This window comes from Streptococcus sp. 29887 (genome assembly GCF_032595075.1).
Taxonomy (GTDB): Bacteria; Bacillota; Bacilli; order Lactobacillales; family Streptococcaceae; genus Streptococcus; species Streptococcus iners.
Genome location: NZ_CP118735.1, coordinates 2,223,328 through 2,248,074, shown reverse-complemented (window position 1 = coordinate 2,248,074; position 24,747 = coordinate 2,223,328). Strand labels below are relative to the sequence as shown.

The window sequence follows — 24,747 nt, the reverse complement described above, 5'->3', positions numbered from 1 at the left end:
TTATACATCCTCCATTTCAAAGGCATTTAATTTCTTGAAGGCAATCATAGAGATACTTATGACAATCATAGAGATAATCAAGGTAACTGCAGCTGCCATTGAATACTGAGGAGCAGTACCAGTTGTCAATTTGTAGATCCATGAAATCAAGATGTCAGTCGAACCAGCACCACCACCGACGCTACCAGGTCCACCGTTATTGAAGAGGTAGATGATAGAGAAGTTGTTGAAGTTGAAGGTGTACTGACTGATCAGAGTAGGAGCAGCTACCGCCAAGATCATTGGTAAGGTGATGCTACGGAATTTTTGAATGGCACTTGCACCATCAATGTAGGCAGCCTCGTACAAATCGTTTGGAATAGATTGCAAAATACCCAAGGTCAAGACATAGATATAAGGGAAACCAAGCCAAGCCTGCATCATGATAAGGGCAACCTTAGTCCAGAATGGATCTGTTTTCCATGGAATAAGGAAGTTATCGATAAATGGCAAGAATTTGCTCAAGAATGGTAATACTTGTGTGTTAATAGCACCGACACTATCGTTGAACATGTTACTAAAAGTCAAGATAGTCACGAAGGCTGGAACAGCCCATGGGAGCAAGAAGATAACACCGAAGATGCGTTTGCCCTTGATAAATGGCTGGTTAGCAATGATGGCTGTCAGGATACCGATAACAATCTGTGCAGTTGAGGCAGCCAAGGCCCAGATGATTGTCCAGCCTAAGACAGAACCAAAGGCTGCACGGAAGGTGCTGAGTTTCCAGATATTGGTAAAGTTAGTAAAGCCAATCCAATCTAGAAGAGCGCCAGGAGGTAGGTGTTGGAAATCGTAGTTGGTAAAGGCGATGAAGAGAGTCACCACAACCGGGAAAATTATGGCAAAGGTCATGGCAATATATGAAGGAATTATCAAGAGATAAGGGAAGCCATTCTCATACACACCTTTAACCATTTCATTTAAAGTTGTCGGTACAGGATAACCGTTATTCCATCGTTGGGCAGTATCTTTGGCATCCTTTAGGTTTAAGGCGTAGAAAGCAAGATAGACAACCGTAATGATGAGGTGGAAGGAACCACGGATCAACATGAAGAGGGAGTTGTCACGGCCACGTTGGCTACCAAGGGTAATCAAGTTTCCAATTTCTCCACCTGCGATTGCAATGAAGTAGACTAGGAAAGCCAGTGTTACGCCAAGGAAGATATAGCCTTTTGCTTTTTGCTTGTTGTAGATTTGCCCTAGACCAGGAAGTAGGGACAAGAGGAGTGCCTTACTTGGATTTTGTTTCATAGTGTAATCTCCTTTAGGTCAGTCCTAAATATCAATATATATTTCAGTTGGTAGTAACAAAGTAGACTGGGAGGAAATCCCAGTCTGACTTAAAAATGACTAGTTGCCATATTTTTGAGCGATTGTATCTTCAATCAATTTCACAGCGTCAGTAGCAGCAGTCTTAGGATCTTTTTTACCACTTACAGCTTCGAAGAGCATGTTAGCAGCTGGTTCCCAAACTGTGCTCATTTCTGAGATGTTTGGCATTGGTTGAGCAGAAGCAAACTGGTTGATAACGGCAGTTGTCAATTCATCGTTCTTGCTGACTGCATATTCACGTGCTTCAGTGTTAGCTGGAACTTCGTTTGTAGCATCGTAGAATGCTTTTTGTTGTTCAGTTGAAGTCAAGTGGTCAACAAATTTTTGTGCCAAGTCTGGGTTCTTAGAACCTGCAGGGATAACCCAAGCCTTACCACCACCGAATGCTGAGTATGCTTTGCCGTCAGCAAGTGTAGGGATAGTAGCTACGCCGTAGTTGACACCTGCATCTTTCAAAGCAGAAGCTTTCCATGGACCATCGATGATAACAGCTGTTTTGCCTTCAGTAAATTGAGTTTGGATCAAGTTACCAGCAGCAGATGCATCTTGAAGACCTTGAGGCCATTTTTCATACCAAGTTTTAGCATACTCGATAGCCTTGATTGCTCCATCGTTAGCAAGACCGATGTCTTTTGGATCTGTACCATTTTCACCGAATACATAGCCACCGTAACCAGAAAGAAGTCCGTATGCATAGTAGAAGTTTGTCCAGTCAGCTAGGAAGGCTGAAGTTTTACCTTCTTCACCAGCAAATGCGTACTTGCTATCTTTAGCCAACTCTTCCAATTCAGCAAAAGTTTTTGGTGCTGCAGAAACAAGGTCTTTGTTGTAGTAAGCAACAAGTGTTTCGATAACAGCAGGTGAACCGTAGACTTTACCACCAGAAGTTACCAAGGTTTCAGTCGTTTCATCTGTCTTGCTTGTTTCAGCGAGTTTCACTTCTGAAAGTTGACCTTCAGAACCAAGGCTACCTACGCGGTCGTATGGAGCCATCATAACGTCTGGAGCTGAACCTGATTGGTTATCAAGTGACAAGTTGTCCAAACCTGTAAGAGCGTCACCAGTTTTAACGGTAACAGTCACGCCTTCATTTTCTTTTTCAAAGGCAGCTTTTGCTTCGTTGATGTATGCTTCGTACTGACCATCAACGTAAATAGTCAACTCTTGACCAGCTTCAGCAGAAGAGCTTGAAGTTGATGATGAGTTTGAGCAAGCAGCCAATACAGCAGTAGATGCAGCTAGAAGAGCAACGCTCTTAAGAAGTTTGTGTTTCATATTCTTCCCTCCAAGAATAAATGGTTTATTGTGAAATGCTTGCTAACGCAAACGTTTTCCTAAGTTGAATTCATTATACACCATTATGAATCCGTTTGCAAGCGTTTTTATAAAAAAATTTAAAAAATTTTTTTAGCTTAATATAAAATAGCGAAATTTTTTTGGATATATAAATGAAGAAACTTGTAAGGATGTTTGAAATTTCTTGATAGATATGTGAAAAGACTTGATTTGTTACCGTTTTCATTATATAATAGAGACAAAGCAATCGTTTGCGTTTGTTAACAGACTATTTAGAAAGATATAGGGAAGTATTATGAAAGAACGCCAAAGTGGTGTGCTCATGCACATCTCATCTCTACCTGGTCAATACGGCATTGGTTCTATGGGACAGGCTGCCTATGATTTTGTTGATTTTTTGGAAAGAACCAAGCAACGTTACTGGCAGATTTTACCTCTAGGAACAACCAGTTACGGGGATTCACCTTATCAATCTTTCTCTGCCTTTGCCGGAAATACCCACTTTATTGACCTTGATTTCTTGATTGAAAAGGGTTGGTTAACTGAGGCTGACTTAGCTGGGATTGACTTTGGCGACAAGGATACAGAAGTAGATTATGCCAAGGTCTTTTATGGTCGTCGTCCAATCTTAGAGAAGGCTGTGAAAGCGATAAAGGCAGAGGGCTTGCCAGAGGATTACTGGTCTTTTGCAGAGGAAAATGGTTTTTGGTTGCATACCTTTGCGGAGTACATGGCGATCAAGGAGCATTTTGACCTCAAGCCATGGACGGAGTGGGAGGACCAGGGGGCTCGTCTGCGTTACCACGATACTTTAGAATATTACCGTCATCTCTTGGCGGATCAGATGGATTATCACCGCATTACCCAGTATTTGTTCTTCAGCCAGTGGCATGCTTTGAAGGCTTACGCTAATGCCAAAGGGATCGAGTTTGTTGGGGATATGCCGATTTATATCGCAGCTGATTCTGCGGATATGTGGGCCAATCCACACTTCTTCAAGACGGATGAAGAAGGCAAGCCAAGTGTGGTTGCAGGTTGTCCACCTGATGCCTTTTCAGAAATCGGTCAGCTCTGGGGCAATCCAATCTATGACTGGGAAGCGATGAAACATGATGGTTTTACTTGGTGGGTAGCTCGCTTGCGTGAATCTTTCAAGATTTATGACATGGTACGGATCGACCACTTTATCGGCTTTGCTTCTTTCTGGGAAATTCCAGCAGGGGAAGAAACAGCGGTCAATGGCTACCGTGTGGAAGCACCAGGTTTCGAACTCTTTGAAACCATCAAGTACCACTTGGGTGACTTGAATATTATCGCGGAAGATTTGGGAACTGTGACAGATAAGGTCATTCAATTGCGTGAAAGGACTGGTTTCCCAGGCATGAAAGTCTTGCAGTTTGCCTTTGACCCTGAGGGTGACAGCATTGAAATGCCGCACAACCACCGCAACAATGTCGTAGCCTATACTGGCACCCATGATAATGATACCATTCTGGGTTGGTATGAGAGCGAACTGTCTGACGAGGGCAAGGAATTCTTAGACAAGTACAGCAATCGCCGTGAGGATGAAAGGGTTAGCCATGCCATGTTCCGTTTGCTTTTCGGTTCGCCAGCCTTTATGGCTGTGGCTACCATGCAGGACTTGCTCGGCTTGGATGGGTCAGCTCGTATGAACCTGCCAAACACCCTTGGTGGCAACTGGACTTGGAGGATGACTGCTGACCAGCTCACGCCTGCCATTGAGGCGGACTTGCTTGATTTGACAGTGACCTACCGCCGTGAGAATGCCATTGTCAAAGCGAAAGAACAAGAAAAGACAGAAACATCAGCCTAGGCTGGTGTTTTTTGTAAAGGCTTGCAAGATATGGTATACTGTTTAGGTAAGGATAAATAGGTGCAGTGGGGGGACTGGTATGGATTTAGGGCAAAAAATCGAACGCTTACGATTAGAAAAGGGGCTGAGCCGTCCAGATTTTTGTGGAGATGAATCCGAGTTGACGGTACGGCAATTAGCTCGGATAGAAAGTGGTCAATCGCAGCCCTCTATACCTAAGTTAGAGTACATTGCCCAGCGTTTAGGCATTCCAGCCTATAGCCTAATGCCAGACTATAAGGAATTGCCACAGGGCTATCTGGAACTCAAGTACAAGTTGCTGCGGGAGCCGATATATAATAAGGTGGAGGTGTTGGATAAAAAGGAGCTACAGTTAGAAGACCTTTATAATCGTTATTACGAAGAGCTACCTTTAGATGAACAGCGAGTGTATAGCGTTCTGCAAGCAACGATAGATACGACAAGTAGTAGAAATCCAGAATTTGCTAGTGCTATACTAGATGAGTATCTACCGAGCTTGGAAACTAAAACAGTCTATACTATTAATGAAATCTTGTTAATTCGTCTCTTTTTCTTTCAGTTGCTAGAAAGAAAGGACATCTATCAGTACGGACAAAAGATAGATTTATTTATGTTACGGCTTGTTGAGCAGTTTAAAATTACTCGTCAAGAAGATTATTTTATTGTGCGTGATGTACTCTTTTCAGGTCTATGCTGCCTTGAAATGATTGAGCACTATGATTATTTTGATACCTATCTGGAGTGTTTGCAGGATGTTATGGAAGCGACGGAGGATTATCAGAAAAAACCACTTGTATTGATGCTCATTTGGAAGCAACTATTGAGAAAGACACAAGATTTTTCAGCTGCTGAACCGATGTTCCAATCAGCTAAAACTTTTGCCAAAATCATCGGAAATGACCATCTGGCGCAGAAATTGATAGAAGAGTGGCAAGAAGATTTGAAAAAATATTTGTAGGAGGAGGGGGGACATGACTTTAGGGCAAAAAATCGAGCAACTGAGGCTAGAAAAGGGACTGAGCCGTCCAGATTTTTGTGGAGATGAATCCGAGTTGACGGTACGCCAATTAGCTCGGATAGAAAGTGGACAATCGCAACCCTCTATTCCAAAGCTAGAGTACATTTCCCAGCGTTTAGGCATTCCAGCCTATAGCCTGATGCCAGACTATAAGGAACTGCCACAGGGCTATTTGGAACTCAAGTACAAGTTGTTGCGGGAGCCGATATATAATAAGGTGGAGGTGTTGGATAAAAAGGAACAATACCTTGATGAAATAGAAGAACTGTATTGTGAACAATTACCACCAGAGGAAACGGTGTGGGTTGAAACGTCAAGAGCGATTTTGGATGTTATTCGTACACAACATCCAGAATATGCGGTAGCCTTATTAGAAACGTATTTACCTGAACTTGAGGAGAAAGAAGTCTTTTCGTTGAAGGATTTAGAACTGATTAGTCTGTATTTCGTCAGTGTATTTGCACATATAAAAAACAAGAAAAATCAGTTATCAGAAGTTGGTAAGTTGCAATCGTTCTTATTGCGTTTAATAAAGCATGTCAATCTTGTTCAGCCAGAGCAATTATTTCTTCTGAGTAATGTTATTTTTTCAGGTCTGGCTTGTTTGGATATGCTGGAGTCTTATGAATTTTTTGACATTTATATTGCTTGTCTTCAAGAAATAATGGAGAAAACACAGGATTTTCAAAAGAAACCTATTTTACTTATGTTGCATTGGAAACATGCTCTTGTTGTGGAGAATAAGTATAGTTTGGCAGAAGGGTTCTATCAAAAAGCAAAACTATTTGCTGATATGATTGAAGATGCACATTTGGTAACCATGTTAGAAAAGCAATGGCAAGAAGATTTGAAAAAATATTTGTAACTATAATTTATCGGTGACATGAATGTCATCGCTGAAAGACCTAAAAGATGAGATTGTTCGTCTTTTAGGTCTTTTTCTATCTCTTTATTACTTTTTAGGGTTTGAAGAGTATTTTTTGATGACATTGCTGTCATTGGTGATTTTGTAGAAACTAGATATACTCATAATGTAAATAAAATTAAAGGAGTTAAGAAAGTATGTTTGGCTATTTCAAAATTTTGGATATTTCAGGTTGGTGGATAAAGAGAGGATAGAAAATGAGATGTATTTTTGAAAAGGTCTATATTCCATGAAAGGAAGTTATACCTAAAAAGTAAACAATAAAACAGAAAAACAAAAGGAGAAAATTAAAATGAAAAAGACACTTAAAAAATTTGCACTCATCGCGGGACTTGCAGCAACAATTGGCGGAACAGCAGTGGCTTCAGCGGCTGTACAGTATCCTGGCGGTGGAGTTTGGACGTACGGAGCAGCAAATGGTGGCGCCTATTCAAACTATTATCACAGCAGTCGCTACCATAGTTCAACTGTCGTAAGTAGATGGACCGGAGCCTCAAGTAAAGGGTATGCACAGGCAGGACAGACCTCTCGTGCATGGATTAGTACAAAACGGGGAGAGAAAGCAGCTTTCTATTACAACTATTAACACAGTACATTTTGCTTGGGACTACTTTCTGTAGTTTCCAAGCAATTCTTTGGAGGAGACGATGAAACGTTTATTTATTCTAGTATCGACCGTATTGGTAGCAATTTACCTGGGGATTGCTTTGGCTGGTCAGGTTAGTCTTGTAGAGTTTGGTTCTTATCAGGCAGTGGATGTCATCGGGAAAGATACCAATAGACAGACAGCCAATCGTGACCAGGTGACAGAGGTCTTGACAGATTTGGCAGATGAACATAAGAGTGTGATTGCTAGACGGATTGTCGAGCCTAATGCTTCTGGGGAAACCAGTTTTACCTATGCCATCTATGGTAGCGGACAGGTTCCAGAAGGTTTGACCGTTTCCTCCAAGGAAAGTGCTGAAACCAGCGACTTGGTTAGTTCTTATCTGATTGTTTCAGGAGATTTGGACAACCAAGTCTTGAAAGAAAGTTTGGAATCACTGGGTTACAGTGGCATGGTCCATCATGGCTATTCTCTTTTTAGCATCTTCCTATCCACAGTCGTTTCAGAAGTAGCCATGCTGAGTTTCTTTGTCTTTCTCTTGACCTTCATGGCTCTCACCTTAATCTATCGGATTAAGACCTTACGATTTGCAGGAATTCGTCTGATTTCAGGTGAAAGTTTCTTACAGGTGGTGGCTCGACCTTTATGGGAGGATATTCGTCAGATTGCGATGGCTACATCGGTGGGGGCTATAATCGGACTTCTTATTCTCTATCTTCAAGCTGGATTTTTACTATCCATCTTGCAGGTCTTTTTCCTGGGGCTTTTTCTCTATGCACTGGCTCTTGCTAGTATTTCTGTCCTACTTAGCCTAGTGTATTTCCTGGGGTTGAGGCAAAATAGCTTGGTTGATTTGCTCAAGGGAAAACTTCCTCTCAAACGGATGTTGGCTATGATGATGGTTGGGCAACTTCTGGCTATTTTGGTAGTAGGTTTTAGCTCTAGCCGTCTATTGCAGGGCTATCAGGAAATCCGCTTGCTTGAACAGGCACAGGAAGAATGGGCATTGAGAGATGACTATTACAAATCTGTTTTTAGTTACAGCTCTGCTATGATGTCTGAAGAGGAAGTCGCCCAGCAGAATAAAAAGTGGCGGGAGTTTGCCAAGGGACAGCTAGAAGCTGGGTCGGCTCTATTTGTCAAAAGCAATGTAGACCAGTATCTCTTTGGTAGCGAGGTGGACCCAGAGGGCAATCGCCTGACGGATTATAGCCCTCGTGGCAATGTCCTCTATGTAACGCCAGCATATCTGACCGAGCAGAAGGTGGCAGTGGACACCGCATTCTTGGAGAAGATGAATCACTTGACTTTAGGGGAATATGGCTTGATTTTGCCAGAGAGCTTGCGACATCAAGCGAAGCAAGTAGAGGAGATGTTTCAGGCAGAATTAGAAGGATTTTCTCGTGAAAGCTTGGAAATAAGTAGCCAGCAGTTATTTGAAACCAAGGTCAGTCTGGCCTATACAGATAGCGGTCACCAGCGCTTCCTCTATAATGATGGTGAGCGTAGCCAGCTTCAGTATCTGACAGATCCGATTATAGTTGTCTTGACTCCCGAGTCCACAGGTGCAACACCGATTTCAGATATGTTCTGGGGAACCAGTGTTGATGTGGGGATGAAGTTTAAGGATTATCAGGCTACGATTGAAGCCATGAAGGAACAAGGTGTGTATAACTGGGTGTCATATCTGGTCAATCATCGCTTGACTTTTGTCGGTGTCTTGAACACCAAGCGGACAGAGTTTTATTCGTTACTCATTGGCACTGTCTTGACTTTAGCAACGGCTATTTTGCTCTTTGATGCCATGAACTTACTCTATTTTGAGCAATTCAGACGGGAAATCTTTATCAAGCGCTTGGCAGGAATGACCTTCCGTGAGCTTCATGGACAGTATCTCTTGGGACAACTAGGGGTATTCCTAGTAGGCTTGCTTGCATCAGTTTGGTTGACAAGCAATCTTGTTATGAGCAGTTTGGCAGTGGGGTTGCTTGCTGTCAATGCCATGGTGATATTGAAACTGCAAGATAAAAAAGAACAAACTGCCAATGTCGCAGTATTGAAAGGACAATAAGATGATTGAGATTCAGGGATTGAAAAAGAGTTTTGAACAACGGGTGATTTTTTCGGATTTGAATATGAAACTTGAAAAAGGGAAAATATATGCCTTGATTGGTAAAAGTGGTAGTGGCAAGACGACCTTGTTGAATATGCTGGCCAAGCTGGAAGCTGCTGATGGTGGGCGGATTATGTATCAGGGGCAGGATTTGTCCACCTTATCTTCGCAGGTTTTCTTTCGGCAGGAGATGGGCTACCTGTTTCAACATTTTGGCTTGTTGGAAAATCAGTCCATCAGAGAGAATTTGGACTTGGGATTTGTTGGGCAGAAGCTGTCAAAAGCTGAGCGCCTGCAAAGGCAGTTGGTGGCTATGGAACAGGTCAATCTGGGCTATTTAGATATGAATAAACCTGTCTATACCCTATCAGGTGGAGAGGCGCAGAGGGTTGCCCTAGCCAAATTGATTTTAAAAAATCCTCCCTTGATTTTAGCGGATGAACCAACCGCTGCACTTGATCCTAAAAATTCTGAAGAGGTCATGCAGCTCTTGACAGAATTAAAAAATGACAAGCGTGTGATTGTCATAGCGACCCACAATCCTGCTATTTGGGAAAAGGCAGATATGGTAATTGATATGAAGGAGATTGGACATGGATAAAAAATTTCACTACTATAGAGTTCCGGAATATACGATCGGACGTAGAAAGATGGATATGTTGGTCATTGAAAATTTAACGGATAAGTTGATGTTGTATCAAGTTCGGGTAAATGGTTACTTGCTGGACTTTGTCAGTGCGGAGGGGCGCGTAATCAGACGTTATAGACTGAAGGATTTGCCCTTGGATGTCGAATTAACCGTGGCAGATGTGGAAGACGATGTGGATTTGACCTTACCGGAAAATCTGACCTACCGCCAATTTGACTTTTTCCAAAATCTTGCTTCTAAATAAAAATCATCTCCTCTAGGTTGAACTTAGAGGAGATTGTTTTTATTTCTTCTGTTTACGGACATAGAGCCAGTAGGAAATCCAGTAGTAGATGGTGTAGAGCAGGGAGGCAACAAGGCTCCAAAAACCGATAGCCGCTAGGATATCAGTGAGGTCAGGGAAGAGTAATTTTGCAAATTGATAGAAGAGCAGATACAGGAAACAGTATTGCCAGTAGTATTTTTTGAAATGTTTCATCACTTTTCCTCCTTGCTATTTTCCTTTATTATAGCATTTTAATATATACATCTCAACTTATTCACAAAATCACATTGACAAAGCATGTTTTTTGGAGTAGAATAAGACTAAAATTAGGAGGTGTTTATATGAAAAGACCAATTCATCTGTATATTTTTGTGATACTGTCCAGTATTGCCAGTATTTTAAGGCTGTTCAGTGCCTTTGTTAAGACATTTAACGAGGAGCAACTTCGCACAGCTATGCAGGGAGCTGTTGGGATTGATGTGGAAGAGTTAATTCTTGTTTCGCGCGAAACAGCCAATCTTCAGAATAGTATTCTTCAAAAGATTGCAGCCCTAGTCCTGTTTGGTCTATTGATTGCGGTCATTGTTTTCCTATTCATGAAGAAAAATGAGTTGGCTTCCTATCTTTACATTGGCTATCTATTTTCAACCTTGTTGCTGAATACCTATAACTACCTAGCAAGTAAAGGGATTGCCAACCTCTACTCAGATGCAGGCTTGCGTGATGTGACAGCAGCAGGTATGCTATGGGCTTACATCCTCAACATTGTCCTATTTGCCATTTACTTTGGTGTGACCATTTTCTTCCATCTGCGTAAGCCAAAAGAGAAACCAAGTACAGCTATCAATTCTACCGATATTTAAAAATCCAAAAAACTGCATGGTGCATAGTGCCCCTGCAGTTTCTTTTGTTTTTATGGAATGGCAATGTAGCGACGGGCTCCAGAAAAGCTGACATAGCTAATCCATTGACGGCCTTCGGCTGTGACAACCCGGTCATAGCGGACAGAAGAACCAGCACCGTAGTAGGTGATTTCACTTGCGGACTGGCTAGGGCGATTGCGGACAATGGTTTTGCTCTTGAAATAATAGGTACCCGATGCTGGTAAATTACTGTTTGTTTGATTGGTTTGTTGAGATATTGCTGTTAGTTGAGTTGTAGTTCCAGTAATGAATTCGAGTTTGTTTGAGGAATCTGTGTAATAGACATGGATGTGGTAGAGTCCTCGGTCATTTTTATGTTTACTTGCTTGAACATTTACCTTGTAGCTGCCATCGTTTTGTCGCTGAGCAGGATACCAGATGATATCATCTTGCCCATTATTATCTGACCAAATTGGAATAGATACTGATTTGATAGTTTTGGGAGATTTTACATTGGTGATGATAACTTCAAAACTACCCTCTGCTTGATTGATATTTGTAATGTGGATTGTTCCTTGAGGTTTTGTAGGAGTTGATACAATTGGCTGCTGTGGTGCAGGGGAGGACTGTACTTGTTTGATAGGAATGTAGCGTCTTTGTCCACTGTAGCTGAGGTAGCTAAGCCACTGGTAGCCGTCAGCTGTTAGAACCCTGTCGTAGCGAACGCTTTCGCCAGCATAATAGTAATCTAAGGTTGTACTAGATTGCTTGGCTTGAGCCTTGATTGGTGCTTGCTGGGTAAAGGTATAGGTACCGCTGTTTGCTAAGCTAGATGTGTGCGTCTGAGTAGCTGCAGGACTGGTCTGACTGACAGGCGAGCCAGCTAGGTCCTTGAAGTGAATATAGCCACTGACAGAGTTCTTATGGATCATTCGACGACCGTAGGTATAGCGAGCACCGTAGTTGTATTCTTCAATTTCGACCATGTCACCTTGGATGCTAGATACCCAGGCAACGTGCATAGGAGAGGTCCACCAAGCCACTGCTCCTATGGCAGGGTTCATATCCACTCGGTAACCCTCTCGTCGAGCTCTATGTCCCCAAGCATCTGCATTACCGTAAGCTGGTGGGATTTCAAAACCGTTGACTTTACTGAGGCGAAAGGCTACAAAAGAAGTACATTGACGGGTGTAGAGCCTCCAGGGGTCAATAGCGTCCACCGCTGTATAAGGATAATCATCCCCCAAGGCACTGGTGGAGCTGGAACGTGTGCTGGCAGTACGAGTTTGGGTAGTCGGTCGAGTTCTGGTGGTGTTGGTTTGTGTTTGGGTGTTTGTTTTTTGGGAAATGGCAGAGCTACTTGTTGATGGCGTACTTGTCCGGGGATGGCTACTGCTTGTTGGAGTAGTCTGTGTCTGGTTGTCCCTAGTTGTAGGTGTTGTTTGTGGGGAACTTGTTTGGGAACTTGCTGTCTTAGCTTGATTAGTTTCGGGAATAGTCAGCTGTGTTTGTTGATCGGCTGATATGCTTGTTCCTGTTTTAATCTTTTCCTGAGAAGTTTGGCCGGTTTGCCCAGAGTTGCTTGGGCTAGTTGTAGTGCTTGTGGTTGTTTGTTCAGTTCCTGTTTGTGGGGTAGTTGGCTGAGTGATTTGTGTAGGTATTTCCTGTCCTGTAGAACTACTTGTTGAGGTCTGGACGGTCCTTAAGTTTGTACTTGTATTGGTGTTTGTGTCTGTGTTGGCATGGGCTACTGGTCCAGCTGCTAGACAGGCATAGGCTAGTAGGACAGAAGCGGCACCGAGAGAATAAGTGCGGATAGAAAAGCGTGGTTGGTTTGCTGTAAGTGATGTTTTTGTCATTCAGACTCCTTTGATGATTTTTTTGTAGGGGGTTATTCCCCCTCGCTACATCTATTCGCACTTGTCTGATAATTTTTGAGAATTTTTTTGTCGCTGATGATAAAAAATCCTCAACCAATAGGATTGAGGATAGTTTAGTATTACATTTTCTCTGGAGCTTTTACGCCAAGAAGACGAAGGGCTTCTTTTAGGACGACACCAGTTGCGTAGGCAAGTGCCAAGCGGCTGTCACGCTCTGGGCTTTCATCCAAGATACGCGTGTGGGCGTAGTATTTGTTGAAGGCTTGAGCTAGGTTGATAGCGTATTTGGCGATAAGTGATGGGTCAAATTTATCACCGGCACGTTCTACAAGATTTGAGAAGTTTTGGATGTGCTTGATGATTTCCCAGCTTTCTGCGTCAGCTAGTTTGTAGTCATTTTCTGCGTTTGGTACAAAGTTTGCCTTGCGTAGGATAGACTGGATGCGGGCGTATGCGTATTGTACATAAGGACCCGTTTCACCCTCGAAGGAAACCATAGCTTCCAAGTCGAAGTCGTAGCCGTTGTCACGGTCGGTTTTGAGGTCGTAGAACTTAACAGCGCCGACACCAACTGCGTGCGCCACTTCTTCCTTGTTTTCAAGGTCAGGGTTTTTAGCTTCGATTTGAGTAAGGGCGCGTGAAATAGCTTCGTCAAGTGTTGGCTCGAGCAGGATGATGTTTCCTTTACGAGTAGAGAGCTTTTTCTTGTCCTTGGTAACCAGACCGAAGGTGATATGGGTCATATCGTCGCTCCAGTCGAAATCCATTTCCTTCAAAACGGCCTTGAGTTGCTTGAAGTGGTTGATTTGCTCCTGACCAACGACATAGATGCTTTTCACGAAGTCATAGGTGCGCTTGCGGTACATAGCTGTTGCCATATCGCGCGTGATGTAGAGGGTAGCGCCATCTGTCTTCATGATAAGGGCTGGTGGAAGATTGTAGCTTTCAAGGTCAACGATTTTGGCACCTTTAGACTCTTGAAGAAGTCCTTTTTCTTCTAAGATTTGGATACCTTCGTCCATCTTATCGTTGTAGAAGGCTTCGCCGTTATAGCTGTCGAATGTTACATCAAGTTTGTCGTAGATGCGGTTAAATTCGACCAAGCTCTCATCACGGAACCATTGCCACAATTCATGCGCTTCTGGGTCGCCATCTTCCAATTTTTTGAACCATTGACGTGCTTCTTCGTCCAACTCAGGCTTTTCTTCCGCTTCAGCGTTGATACGGACATAGAGTTTAAGAAGTTCTGAGATTGGGTCAGCTTCGACCGCAGCCTTGTCACCCCAAAGTTTGTAGGCAACAATCAACATACCAAATTGTTTACCCCAGTCACCCAAGTGGTTGATGCGGATAGGTTTGTAGCCAAGCTTTTCGTGGATGTTAGCAAGGGCATCACCGATAACGGTTGAACGCAAATGTCCAACTGAGAATGGTTTAGCAATGTTTGGGCTAGACATGTCGATGGTTACATTGCGTCCTTGACCGATGTTGAGTTTACCGTATTGGTCTTTTTCAGTAATAACATCTGTCAAGACTTGGTGGGAGATAGCAGCCTTGTCCAAGAAGAAGTTGACGTAAGGGCCGGTAGCTACAACCTTTTCAAAGCCAGTAGTGTCTAGTTTTTCAACGATGTCTGCGGCGATAGCCTGTGGAGCCTTTCGTTCTACTTTGGCAAGTGAGAAGGCAGGGAAGGCGATGTCACCCATTTCTGATGATTTCGGTTTTTCTAGCAGATTGTAGATAGCTTCTACTTCCAAACTCGGAAGGATGGCAGCTAGTCTTTCTGCAATCACTTGTTTTTGATTCATATAGGATTTCCTCCAAAGTTATTGATTCTATTTTATCACATTTCTAGGCCAATAGCGGTGAAAAGTGTTATAATATTTTTATAAATATACATTCTGAGGTAAGATGATGAATAAAGCAGGGCGACATGAATTGATAAAAAACATGATTCATCAGGAGAAGATTGGACGCCAAACGGATATTCAGAAAAGGCTTGAGGGTCAGGGGATTATTGTAACTCAGACAACCTTGTCTCGTGATTTGCGTGAATTGGGTGTCATCAAAATTCATGAGAATGGTCGTTCCTTCTATTCTCTAGCGATTGAAGAAGAGGGAGTGAATTTCGTTGAATTATTGGCCCAATATGCTTATAAGGTTGAGCGGGCGAGTTTTATTTTGGTTCTTCATTCTGACTTGGGTGAAGCGGCCTTGATGGCTAATATTATTGATGCAGAGAAGCCGTCGTCTATTTTGGGAACCTTGGCTGGTGCAGATACGCTGTTGGTTATCTGTCGTGATGAAGAGGCAGCCCAGCAGGTCGAAGCTGAGATCAATCATTATTTGGAGTAGAATTGAGAGGAAGAATGGCAGTAGAGAAAATTTCTCCAGGCATGCAGCAGTATCTGGATATCAAAGCAAACTATCCAGATGCTTTTTTGCTCTTTCGCATGGGTGACTTTTATGAATTGTTTTACGAGGATGCAGTAGAGGCTGCACAGATTTTGGAACTATCCTTGACCAGTCGGAATAAAAATGCGGAAAATCCCATTCCTATGGCAGGTGTTCCCTATCATGCAGCCCAGCAGTATATTGATACCCTTGTTGAGTTGGGGCACAAGGTAGCCATTGCTGAGCAGATGGAGGATCCCAAGCAGGCAGTCGGTGTGGTCAAGCGGGAAGTAGTGCAGGTCATCACCCCTGGTACAGTTACGGATTCCTCTAAAATGGGAGCTGACAGCAACTACCTGGTCACCATTGACCATCAGGGAGTGCAGTTCGCACTTTCTTATATGGATGTGTCAACCGGTCAGTTTTTTGTGACTAGTTTGGATGATTTTACCAGTCTTTGCGGTGAAATCCGTAACTTGCGGGCGCGGGAATTGGTCATTGGCTATGCTCTGTCTGAGGAAGAGGAGCAGGTCTTTTCGAACCAGATGAACCTCCTACTCTCTTTTGAGGATGAGGTGACGGAAGATGTCCAGCTGATTGACAACTCCCTGACAGACTTGGAAAAGGCTGCGGCTGGCAAACTGCTCAGCTACCTACATCGGACACAGATGCGGGACTTGAGCCACTTGCAAAAGGTGGTCCACTATGAAATCAAGGACTATCTGCAAATGGACTATGCTACCAAGTCCAGTTTGGACTTACTTGAAAATGGACGGACAGGCAAGAAGCACGGTAGTTTGTACTGGTTGTTAGACGAAACCAAGACAGCTATGGGCATGCGGCTCTTGCGGGCTTGGATTGACAGACCACTGATTGACCTCAAGAGGATTGAAAGCAGGCAGGCTGTGGTGCAGGTTTTTCTGGATTACTTCTTTGAGCGGAGCGATTTGGTGGAGGCTCTAAAAGGTGTCTATGACATCGAGCGCTTGGCCAGTCGGGTGTCTTTCGGAAAAACCATGCCCAAGGACCTCTTGCAGCTCTCCCAGACCCTTGGAAATGTCCCTGCTATCAAGAATATCTTGCTACAAATGGACCAGCCTGCCTTGACTAGCTTGGTGGCAGGTCTGGATCCAATCCCAGAACTACACGCCCTTATCAGCTCTGCTATTGACCCAGAAGCCCAAGGGGCTATTACAGATGGAAATATCATCCGTACGGGCTTTGACGAAACGCTGGATCAGTACCGTCTGGTCATGCGTGAGGGGGCGGGCTGGATTGCGGAGATTGAGGCCAAGGAGCGTGAAGCGTCTGGTATCAACAATCTCAAGATTGATTACAATAAAAAAGACGGGTACTACTTCCATGTGACCAATTCTAATCTGGGCAATGTGCCTGACCATTTCTTCCGCAAGGCGACCTTGAAAAACTCGGAGCGCTATGGGACGGAGGAGTTGGCTAAAATCGAAGGGCAGATGTTGGAAGCGCGTGATAAGTCGTCTAACTTGGAGTACGAGATTTTCATGCGGATTCGCCAAGAGGTTGAAAAATATATCAGTCGCTTGCAGAAGTTGGCTCGGACCATTGCAACCATCGATGTCTTGCAGGCCTTTGCAGTTGTGGCGGAGCAGCAGCACTGGGTCTGCCCAAGTTTCAATGCGGATAAGCTGTTGGACATTGAGCGTGGTCGTCACGCGGTGGTGGAGAAGGTCATGGGCAAGCAGACCTATATTCCCAACTCCATTCAGTTGGACCAGGCGACGACCATGCAGCTGATTACAGGACCTAATATGAGTGGTAAATCGACCTACATGCGTCAGCTGGCGGTCATCGTCATTCTGGCGCAGATGGGTTCCTATGTACCAGCAGATCAGGCAACTCTACCAGTCTTTGATGCTATTTTCACCCGTATCGGGGCGGCAGATGACCTGGTCAGCGGTCAATCGACCTTTATGGTGGAGATGATGGAGGCCAACAAGGCAGTCCGTCTGGCGACAGACCAGTCGCTCATTCTCTTTGATGAGCTGGGGCGGGGGACAGCCACCTACGACGGCATGGCGCTAGCCCAGTCTATCATCGAGTACATCCACGACAAGATTGGTGCCAAAACCCTCTTTGCCACCCACTACCACGAGCTGACCGAGCTCAGCCAGACCCTGTCAGGACTTGAAAATGTTCATGTATCGACCTGGGAGGAGGACGGCCAAGTGATCTTCCTCCACAAGATTGCCCAAGGCCCAGCCGACAAGTCCTACGGAATTCATGTGGCTAAGATTGCGGGAATGCCAGAGGAGTTACTAGAGCGGGCGGATAGGATTTTGCAGACGCTTGAAAATCAAGCCCCTACTGCACCAGCTAACCCAGCTCCGACAGTTGTGGAAGAGCCGTCAGGTCAACTTGACCTCTTCGCAGACACGCCTTCTCACCCAGTCCTCGATGAACTGGCAAAACTGGACATCTACAATATGACCCCTATGGAAGTCATGATGGCAGTGGCGGAGTTGAAGAAGAAATTATAAGATGATTGAAGAGGCTTGGACAAAAGTCCTGGCCTCCTTGTTTTTTCAATAGTTAAACTTGACGCAGTGGTTGAGTGGGCTCTAATTAGCTGATTTTATCAGCTTTTACAGCCCTACTCAACTGTGCGGGGGTGGGCTAACGACTCATCGAACCCTGCGGGTTACCGATTTTTGTCCCACTCCCTTTTTTGCCGTTTAGTGCTGGAAAATGACCACATAGTAAAAAGCCCTTGAAACCAGTAAAGAAATGGTGTTTAATAGGGTCAGAAAGAGAAAGGAGAGAAGATGAAAGTAAAATTAGCTATTTCACCAGAAATTTTGGAAGATTTGGTGACTATTGAAGCACAGGCTATGTCTGAGCAGGTTAGTCACTTGATGACCTATATTCAAAACTTAGACAAGCAGACATCTAGGCTGACAGTCAAAAAAGGAGAGCAGGTTTATCTTGTGGAACATGATGAGATTGTCAGGCTATATCTAGAAGATAGGCTCTTGCAAGTGGAAACCGTAGAAAATGTCTATACTTCCAACCTACGCTTGTATCAGGTTAAGGAGGACTTGCCGGCAAACTTCTTACAAATCTCCCAGTCGGAAATCATTCACATCAAGCAACTGGACCACCTCAAACTGACTGCCAACGGTCTGGTCAAACTGGTCATGAAGAATGGCTCGGTCACCTACTCATCCCGTCGCTATCTAAAAGTTATCAAAGAAAGGTTAGGACTATGAAAAAATACATCTTATCAGCCAGTTTAGGCATTGCCATCGGAACCATTATCTCCATTATCACATCAGCCGTCTTCGGACAGGGAACCTATTTTCCTCTCAATCCCTTTTCAACCATGGGGGCTTACTATGTAGAGCATTTTAATCAGCCTACCGTCATGTTGATTTGTGTAGCCATTTGGGCGGCAATCGGTATCTTATTTCAGCTGGCAGACAAAATTTTTGAACAGGACTGGAGCCTTCTACGAATGACGGCAACGCATTTTGGCATCACTGTTTTAGGCTTCACACCGCTGGGTGTCTTGGCTGGTTGGTTTCCTGTGAAACTTGGGGCTCTTCTCTTTTTCTGGTTTATCTTTGTCTTGATCTACGCTTCTCTCTTTTTCCTAAACCATCGGAAAATGGAGCGGCAAATCAAGGACATCAACGGTCGTTTGTAGTATAATAGCACTATCATTTTGTTGGAGTGTTTTATGAAAATTATTTTGACGATTGTCTATAGCTTGGGAGTGGTGTGGAATATCCTCTTTCTTGCGGTGAATGTTGGCAGAATTCCTGTCATCAACTTGCTTTGGCCTGCTGTGATTTTAGTGGCCTGTGCCATCAATTTGTACTTCTTATGGACCAGAAAACAAGAGTCAGATTAGGCTCTTGTTTTCATTTGTTTTTCAGAAACGAAGTCTATATTTAGTGCAAATTTGTCATTTTTATATTTTTTGACACAAGATATTGATTTTTGATTTGTGAAATGTTACACTAATAGCAGTGAAAAAATGGAGGCCAGTCAGATGAATGTGCGAGAAAATGATGTCGAAAAACTGAGTTTAGTCGTCTTGAAACGGGACGGTCGGATTGTGCCCTTTGATGAGCAAAAGATTTTTTCTGCTCTTTCGCGGGCCAATCAGGAATTGGAACACCCAGTGTCAGAGGCTGGTCTGCAACTGGTCTTGGAAGCGACCTTGCAAGAGATTGGCCGCCGTTTTATAGATGACATTCAGATTTATGAAATCCAGACTATTGTGGAGCAAGAGTTGCTCAAGGCTCATTTGTATGAGCTGGCAGAGCGCTATATCCAGTACCGGACCCAGCGGGATTTTCGGCGTCATCAGGCGACGGACATTAACTTTGAAATCCACAAGTTGCTGAGCAAGGATCAGGCTTTGGTTAATGAAAATGCCAACAAGGATGCGGATGTTTTCAACACCCAGCGGGATTTGACAGCGGGTATTGTCGGAAAATCTATCGGGCTCAAGCTCTTGCCAGCCCATGTGGCCAATGCCCACCAAAAAGGTGACATTCATTACCACGACTTGGATTACAACCCTTATACCCCCATGACCAACTGTTGCTTGATTGATTTCAAGGGGATGTTGGCTCAGGGCTTTAAGATTGGGAATGCGGATGTGGAAAGTCCCAAGTCGATTCAGACGGCTACGGCACAGATTTCGCAGATTATTGCCAATGTGTCCTCTAGTCAGTACGGGGGCTGCTCGGCAGACCGCATCGATGAGGTGTTGGCTCCCTATGCGGAACTCAATTATCAGAAGCATTTGAAGGAAGCGAAAGAATGGGTTTTGCCAGACAAGCAGGAAGACTATGCCCTTGCCAAAACGCAAAAGGATATCTACGATGCCATGCAGTCCTTGGAGTATGAGATTAACACCCTTTTTACTTCTAATGGTCAAACGCCTTTTACATCGCTGGGCTTTGGTCTGGGAACTTCCTGGTTTGAACGGGAAATTCAAAAGGCCATTTTGAACATTCGTATCAAGGGTCTGGGACGCGAAGGTCGGACGGCCATTTTTCCCAAGCTGATTTTCACAGTTAAGCGAGGCTTGAACTTGGAGCCGGATTCCCCTAACTACGACATCAAGCAGCTGGCGGTGGAATGTGCAACCAAGCGGATGTATCCAGATATGCTGTCTTATGACAAGATTGTTGAGTTGACGGGTTCCTTCAAAGTGCCAATGGGTTGCCGTTCCTTCTTACAAGGTTGGCAGGATGAAAACGGTCAGGATGTGACATCTGGGCGGATGAACTTGGGTGTCGTGACCGTCAATCTGCCACGGATTGCCCTTGAAAGTGGTGGCAGTCAGGAAAAATTCTGGGAAATCTTTGCAGAACGCATGGCTATTGCCAAGGATGCCCTGGTCTACCGTGTGGAGCGGGTCAAGGAGGCGACACCGGCCAATGCACCGATTTTGTATCAGTACGGGGCTTTTGGCAAACGGCTTGCCAAGACCGATGCGGTGGATGAGGTCTTTAAAAATCGCAGAGCGACCATTTCGCTGGGTTATATCGGACTTTATGAAGTAGCAGCAGTTTTCTACGGTGGTCACTGGGAGGCCAATCCAGAAGCCAAGGAGTTCACGATTGCTATTATCAAACGGATGAAGGAATTGACAGAGGCTTGGTCTGACCAATATGGCTATCATTTCTCTGTTTATTCAACCCCCTCTGAAAGCCTGACGGACCGCTTCTGTCGAATGGATACGGACAAGTTTGGCTTGGTGGAAAATATCACCGACAAGCAGTATTACACCAATTCCTTCCACTACGATGTGCGGAAAAATCCCACTCCTTTTGAAAAACTGGATTTTGAAAAGGTCTATGTGGAGGCGGGTGCCAGCGGTGGATTTATCCACTACTGCGAATATCCTGTTTTGCAACAAAATCCCAAGGCCTTGGAGGCTGTTTGGGACTATGCCTATGACCGTGTCGGTTATCTGGGGACCAATACCCCGATCGACCATTGCTATGCCTGTGATTTTGAGGGGGATTTTGAGCCAACGGAGCGTGGCTTCAAGTGTCCAAACTGTGGCAATAGCGACCCAAAAACAGTTGATGTTGTCAAGCGGACCTGTGGTTACCTAGGCAATCCGCAGGCCAGACCCATGGTCAATGGCCGCCACAAGGAAATTATTTCCCGTGTCAAACACATGAATGGGTCTAGTTTATAAAGAAGGACATGAGGACTTCCGTGGTTTTGAAGAACTACGGAAGTTTGTTATAATAGAGAGAAAATGTAATAGCTCTGCTATTTCATCGTCATCCAGTTTATCTTTTATTACGTCGACGTATGAGGAAACTTCGTTTCCTTATTTCCAACTTCAAATAATCCACGATTATTTGAACTCGCTTTGCCGTACGCCAGTACTGCCTACAGCTTTTGAGGCGAACGCAGTTCGCCCTATTTCCAGTCTTCAAAGGTTCCCCAAACCTTTGAAGCGAGTACTAAAAGTAAACTGAACGACTACATAAAAAGGAGAAAATCAATGGGAAAATACCAACTAGACGACAAGGGCAAGGCCTTGGTGGCACGCTATCACGAGAAGAATTCCAATGTGAAGCAGGACAAGAAGGCGCGTGTGCAGGAATTGCTCAAGCAAGCCAAGAATAAGAAAAAATAGTATGAATTTTACAGATATCAGCATTCTCCATACTAATGATATGCATTCTTACATGGAGAATTTTCCAAAGAAAGCCCAGCTGATTGCGGATATTCGGGCTAGGAATGAAAAAGAGGGAGTACCGACCTTTGTCTTTGACAGTGGGGATCTGTTTTCGGGCAATATCTTTTTCAATATGTACCGTGGAATCAAGGAAATCGAGTTGATGAACCGAATCGGTTGCCAGGCCATGACCTTGGGCAATCATGAATTTGACCACGGAGATGAATTGCTCAGTCGCTTGGATGACTTTGCCCAGTTTCCAATTGTGTCCTCCAATCTTCGTTACCGTGACGAGGAGGCGGCGGATGAATTGGTGCCGCTGGAGGATGTCCTCGAGTTTGATATGAATGGAAAGCCTCTCTATGTTCTCGGTTTGACTACCTTGGAAACCCAGGAGGTTGCCTCGCCGTCAGACAAGGTGCTCTTTGAGGATCCTCGGAAGGCTCTACGACGTCTGGTGGACCAGATTATGAAGGCCAATCCTCAGGCTCATCTGGTTTTACTCAGTCATCTAGGATACGATGAAGATCTTGCCTTGGCCAAGGACTTTCCAGAAGTCAATGTCATCTTGGGCGGACACACCCACACGATTTTGAGAGAACCCAGTCAGGTAGGCGGCGTCAGCATTTGCCAGGCTGGTCAATACGGTCGCTTTGTCGGACATCTGTCCCTGCGGTGTTTTGCAGATGGACGGCACGAGGTCCTGGCTTATGACTTGATTGAGGTGGAGCAACTGACCCAAGAAGACAGGGCGGTTAAGGCCATTATCGATCAGATGAGGTCGGAACGGGACGCAGCTTTTTCCCAACCGATAGCGGTTCTGCCACAGGCACTAGACGGGGAGCGAGAGAGCATTCGTCAAGGCGTGTCCAGTCTAGCTCCTGTCATCTGTCAGGCTCTCTTTGAGCGGGCTGGCCAGCTGGGCTTGCAGGCGGACGGTGCGGTCATCAACGGCTTCGGCATTCGGGCTTCCTTGTCGGCGGGACCGATTTACTATTCGGACTTGGTCAAGGTCCTGCCCTTTTCTAAGCATGTGCTCTTGGTTGCTATCAGGGGCAGCGATTTGGTGGCTAGCCTCAAGACAGGCCTCCACCCTCAGATGTGGGGCATTGTCCCAGACGGTGAGGATCTTTTGGTCAATGGCAGAGCTGTCGAGCCAGATAGGGTTTATCAGATTGTGACCAATTCTTTTGTTTGGAGCGGCAAGGACAACTATGACGATTTCCACAAGGCAGAAATTGTGCAGGACTTGGGACTGGATATAGACATCATCAGCGAATTTTTCAAAAGACAATATGGAGGCTAGAATGGAATTAAGAAGACCGACTATAGCGGATAAGGAAACGGTTTTGGGTATGCTAGCGGAGTTTGAAACGGCAGGATCTGCTATGGACGGAGGGTTTATCTCCAAAGATGTGGACTTTGCAGACTGGATTTTGAGAAACCAAGACTATGAGGCAGGCATCAACCTGCCAGAAGGTTTTGTTCCCTCTATTCAATATGTGTCATTTGACCAGACTGGTCGAGCCCTTGGTTTTCTCAGTCTACGCCTACGGCTCAACGATTTCCTGCTCAATAAAGGCGGTCATATCGGATATTCCATTCGCCCAACCGAGCGAGGAAAGGGCTATGCCAAGGGCCAGCTGCGACTTGGTTTGCAGGAGGCGGCTAGTAAAAATATCACCAAGGTTCTCGTGACCTGCTCGACAGACAATGAGGCTAGTCGCAAAACGATTGTAGCATGTGGTGGTAGCTTAGAAGATATCAGAGAAGGAGTAGAGCGTTACTGGATTGACTAAGAGAAGGAGGCAGCTATGACGGAACAGACTTGGAACAATCCCAAGCCAGGCGAGTGGAAGAGTGAAGAACTCAGTCAGGGACGGATTATGGACTACAAGGCCTTTAATTTTGTGGATGGCGAAGGCGTGCGGTGCTCCCTCTATGTCAGCGGCTGCCTCTTTCACTGTCCTGGTTGTTACAACGTCGCCACCTGGTCCTTCAAGGCCGGCATTCCCTATACCAAGGAGCTGGAAGACCGCATCTTAGCAGACTTGTCCCAACCCTATGTGCAGGGGCTGACCCTCTTGGGCGGAGAGCCCTTTCTCAATACAGGGACCGTCCTCCCTCTCGTCAAGCGGGTTCGGACGGAATTGCCAGACAAGGACATTTGGTCCTGGACAGGCTACACATGGGAAGAATTGATGCTGGAAACGTCAGACAAGCTGGAGTTGCTCAGCCAGTTGGACATTCTCGTAGACGGTCGCTATGACAAAAGCAAACGCAATCTTATGTTGCAGTTTCGAGGCTCTTCCAACCAACGCATTATTGATGTCCAGCAGTCATTGCAGGAAAATCGAGTAATTTTATGGGATAAATTACAAAAATGACCCGCACAGTTCTCGTGTACGGGCCTATTTTTTGACCAAATTCTCTCTAAAAACAAGAAAAAGCCTTGATAAATCAAGACTTTCCTCATATCAACCAATCCTCCCTGTAGGGATCGAACCTACGACCCACGGATTAAGAGTCCGCTGCTCTGCCAGCTGAGCTAAGGAAGGGCAAAATAAAAATGCTGTATTGGTACCGGTTATTCATGAATTGTATTGATCCCGCACGCTAGAAGCAGGTGGGTGACGTGTTTCTGACTTAGTTGCTTCTGGGTGTACCAGCCTGCATACTGCCAAAAGATCTTTGTCTCCCTAGTAATACAAAAATAGTCGGTCAACACATAGGTATGAATTCGTATACCACAGCAGTTCTTATTTATGATTTAATATTACCACATTTTTTAAAAAAATCAAGAGAAAATCGGCAAAA

At 44.7% G+C, this 24,747-nt stretch carries 23 protein-coding genes, 1 tRNA gene and 1 other RNA gene; 18 read left to right on the top strand and 7 right to left on the bottom strand.

The genetic code is table 11. From position 1 onward, the window contains the following. Nucleotides 1-1,290, bottom strand: a complete 1,290-nt coding sequence (locus PW252_RS10890; protein ID WP_105118823.1) for a carbohydrate ABC transporter permease — start codon at nt 1,288-1,290, stop codon at nt 1-3. 99 nt (nt 1,291-1,389) lie between these two features. Beyond that, on the bottom strand, nt 1,390-2,646 hold the full coding sequence (locus PW252_RS10885) for an extracellular solute-binding protein (protein ID WP_248049195.1): 1,257 nt from the start codon (nt 2,644-2,646) through the stop codon (nt 1,390-1,392). Between the two features lie 316 nt (nt 2,647-2,962). Here PW252_RS10885 and malQ point away from each other — a divergent pair, with 316 nt between their 5' ends. The 7 genes from malQ to PW252_RS10850 all read left to right on the top strand — a co-directional run bounded on the left by malQ (nt 2,963) and on the right by PW252_RS10850 (nt 10,078). Beyond that, nucleotides 2,963-4,501 (top strand): 4-alpha-glucanotransferase, encoded by a 1,539-nt coding sequence (malQ, locus tag PW252_RS10880; protein ID WP_248049197.1) that lies wholly within the window; start codon nt 2,963-2,965, stop codon nt 4,499-4,501. Nucleotides 4,502-4,580: 79 nt separating this feature from the next. Continuing rightward, entirely contained in the window at nt 4,581-5,480 is a 900-nt protein-coding gene (locus PW252_RS10875; protein WP_248049199.1) for a helix-turn-helix domain-containing protein, read from the top strand. A 13-nt stretch (nt 5,481-5,493) separates the two neighbouring features. Beyond that, nucleotides 5,494-6,405 carry a helix-turn-helix domain-containing protein gene (locus tag PW252_RS10870; RefSeq protein ID WP_248049203.1) on the top strand — a complete coding sequence of 304 codons (912 nt, stop codon included), beginning with the start codon at nt 5,494-5,496 and terminating at the stop codon, nt 6,403-6,405. Between the two features lie 352 nt (nt 6,406-6,757). After that, entirely contained in the window at nt 6,758-7,051 is a 294-nt protein-coding gene (locus PW252_RS10865) for a lactococcin 972 family bacteriocin (RefSeq protein ID WP_172097854.1), read from the top strand. Between the two features lie 61 nt (nt 7,052-7,112). After that, the gene (locus PW252_RS10860; RefSeq protein WP_248049204.1) at nt 7,113-9,143 is read left to right on the top strand and encodes a bacteriocin-associated integral membrane family protein; all 2,031 of its coding nucleotides are present in this window, start codon (nt 7,113-7,115) and stop codon (nt 9,141-9,143) included. 1 nt (nt 9,144) lies between these two features. After that, nucleotides 9,145-9,786 carry an ABC transporter ATP-binding protein gene (locus PW252_RS10855; protein WP_248049205.1) on the top strand — a complete coding sequence of 214 codons (642 nt, stop codon included), beginning with the start codon at nt 9,145-9,147 and terminating at the stop codon, nt 9,784-9,786. After that, nucleotides 9,779-10,078, top strand: coding sequence for a hypothetical protein (locus PW252_RS10850; protein WP_044777204.1), 300 nt, complete (start codon nt 9,779-9,781; stop codon nt 10,076-10,078). The genes PW252_RS10855 and PW252_RS10850 overlap by 8 nt, the downstream gene beginning before the upstream one ends. A gap of 39 nt (nt 10,079-10,117) precedes the next feature. On the opposite strand, the gene PW252_RS10845 is transcribed toward PW252_RS10850, so the two are convergent. Further along, nucleotides 10,118-10,312: a hypothetical protein gene (locus PW252_RS10845; protein ID WP_172080962.1), complete on the bottom strand. Its 195-nt coding sequence runs from the start codon at nt 10,310-10,312 to the stop codon at nt 10,118-10,120. A gap of 128 nt (nt 10,313-10,440) precedes the next feature. Between PW252_RS10845 and PW252_RS10840 the strand changes: the two genes are divergently transcribed. Continuing rightward, on the top strand, nt 10,441-10,962 hold the full coding sequence (locus PW252_RS10840; RefSeq protein ID WP_248049206.1) for an ABC transporter permease: 522 nt from the start codon (nt 10,441-10,443) through the stop codon (nt 10,960-10,962). A 50-nt stretch (nt 10,963-11,012) separates the two neighbouring features. Here PW252_RS10840 and PW252_RS10835 read toward each other — a convergent pair whose 3' ends face one another. Continuing rightward, nucleotides 11,013-12,821, bottom strand: coding sequence for an SH3 domain-containing protein (locus PW252_RS10835; RefSeq protein ID WP_248049207.1), 1,809 nt, complete (start codon nt 12,819-12,821; stop codon nt 11,013-11,015). 140 nt (nt 12,822-12,961) lie between these two features. Then, nucleotides 12,962-14,650: an arginine--tRNA ligase gene (gene argS, locus PW252_RS10830; protein WP_248049208.1), complete on the bottom strand. Its 1,689-nt coding sequence runs from the start codon at nt 14,648-14,650 to the stop codon at nt 12,962-12,964. A 106-nt stretch (nt 14,651-14,756) separates the two neighbouring features. On the opposite strand from argS, the gene argR reads away from it, so the two are divergent. The 10 genes from argR to nrdG all read left to right on the top strand — a co-directional run bounded on the left by argR (nt 14,757) and on the right by nrdG (nt 24,317). After that, nucleotides 14,757-15,197: an arginine repressor gene (argR, locus tag PW252_RS10825; RefSeq protein ID WP_248049306.1), complete on the top strand. Its 441-nt coding sequence runs from the start codon at nt 14,757-14,759 to the stop codon at nt 15,195-15,197. A 14-nt stretch (nt 15,198-15,211) separates the two neighbouring features. Beyond that, complete coding sequence (gene mutS / locus PW252_RS10820) at nt 15,212-17,752, top strand: DNA mismatch repair protein MutS (RefSeq protein WP_248049209.1); 2,541 nt, start codon at nt 15,212-15,214, stop codon at nt 17,750-17,752. A gap of 285 nt (nt 17,753-18,037) precedes the next feature. Next, entirely contained in the window at nt 18,038-18,481 is a 444-nt protein-coding gene (locus PW252_RS10815; RefSeq protein ID WP_248049210.1) for a LytTR family DNA-binding domain-containing protein, read from the top strand. Then, entirely contained in the window at nt 18,478-18,918 is a 441-nt protein-coding gene (locus tag PW252_RS10810; RefSeq protein ID WP_248049211.1) for a DUF3021 domain-containing protein, read from the top strand. Before PW252_RS10815 ends, PW252_RS10810 begins: the two co-directional genes overlap by 4 nt. 33 nt (nt 18,919-18,951) lie before the next feature. Further along, nucleotides 18,952-19,125 carry a hypothetical protein gene (locus PW252_RS10805; RefSeq protein ID WP_029179621.1) on the top strand — a complete coding sequence of 58 codons (174 nt, stop codon included), beginning with the start codon at nt 18,952-18,954 and terminating at the stop codon, nt 19,123-19,125. 141 nt (nt 19,126-19,266) lie between these two features. Beyond that, nucleotides 19,267-21,438, top strand: a complete 2,172-nt coding sequence (gene nrdD / locus PW252_RS10800) for an anaerobic ribonucleoside-triphosphate reductase (protein WP_248049212.1) — start codon at nt 19,267-19,269, stop codon at nt 21,436-21,438. Between the two features lie 315 nt (nt 21,439-21,753). Then, complete coding sequence (locus PW252_RS10795) at nt 21,754-21,888, top strand: hypothetical protein (protein ID WP_014638808.1); 135 nt, start codon at nt 21,754-21,756, stop codon at nt 21,886-21,888. Between the two features lies 1 nt (nt 21,889). Then, the gene (locus PW252_RS10790) at nt 21,890-23,236 is read left to right on the top strand and encodes a bifunctional metallophosphatase/5'-nucleotidase (protein ID WP_248049213.1); all 1,347 of its coding nucleotides are present in this window, start codon (nt 21,890-21,892) and stop codon (nt 23,234-23,236) included. Nucleotide 23,237: 1 nt separating this feature from the next. Beyond that, entirely contained in the window at nt 23,238-23,729 is a 492-nt protein-coding gene (locus PW252_RS10785) for a GNAT family N-acetyltransferase (RefSeq protein ID WP_248049214.1), read from the top strand. Nucleotides 23,730-23,744: 15 nt separating this feature from the next. Next, a complete protein-coding gene (gene nrdG / locus PW252_RS10780; protein WP_248049215.1) occupies nt 23,745-24,317 on the top strand; it encodes an anaerobic ribonucleoside-triphosphate reductase activating protein in 573 nt (190 codons plus the stop codon). Between the two features lie 98 nt (nt 24,318-24,415). Here the strand turns inward: nrdG and PW252_RS10775 are convergent. Further along, nucleotides 24,416-24,488: transfer RNA gene (locus tag PW252_RS10775), tRNA-Lys, on the bottom strand. 7 nt (nt 24,489-24,495) lie between these two features. Next, nucleotides 24,496-24,689, bottom strand: a non-coding RNA gene (gene ssrS / locus PW252_RS10770) — 6S RNA. Between the last annotated feature and the right edge of the window lie 58 nt (nt 24,690-24,747).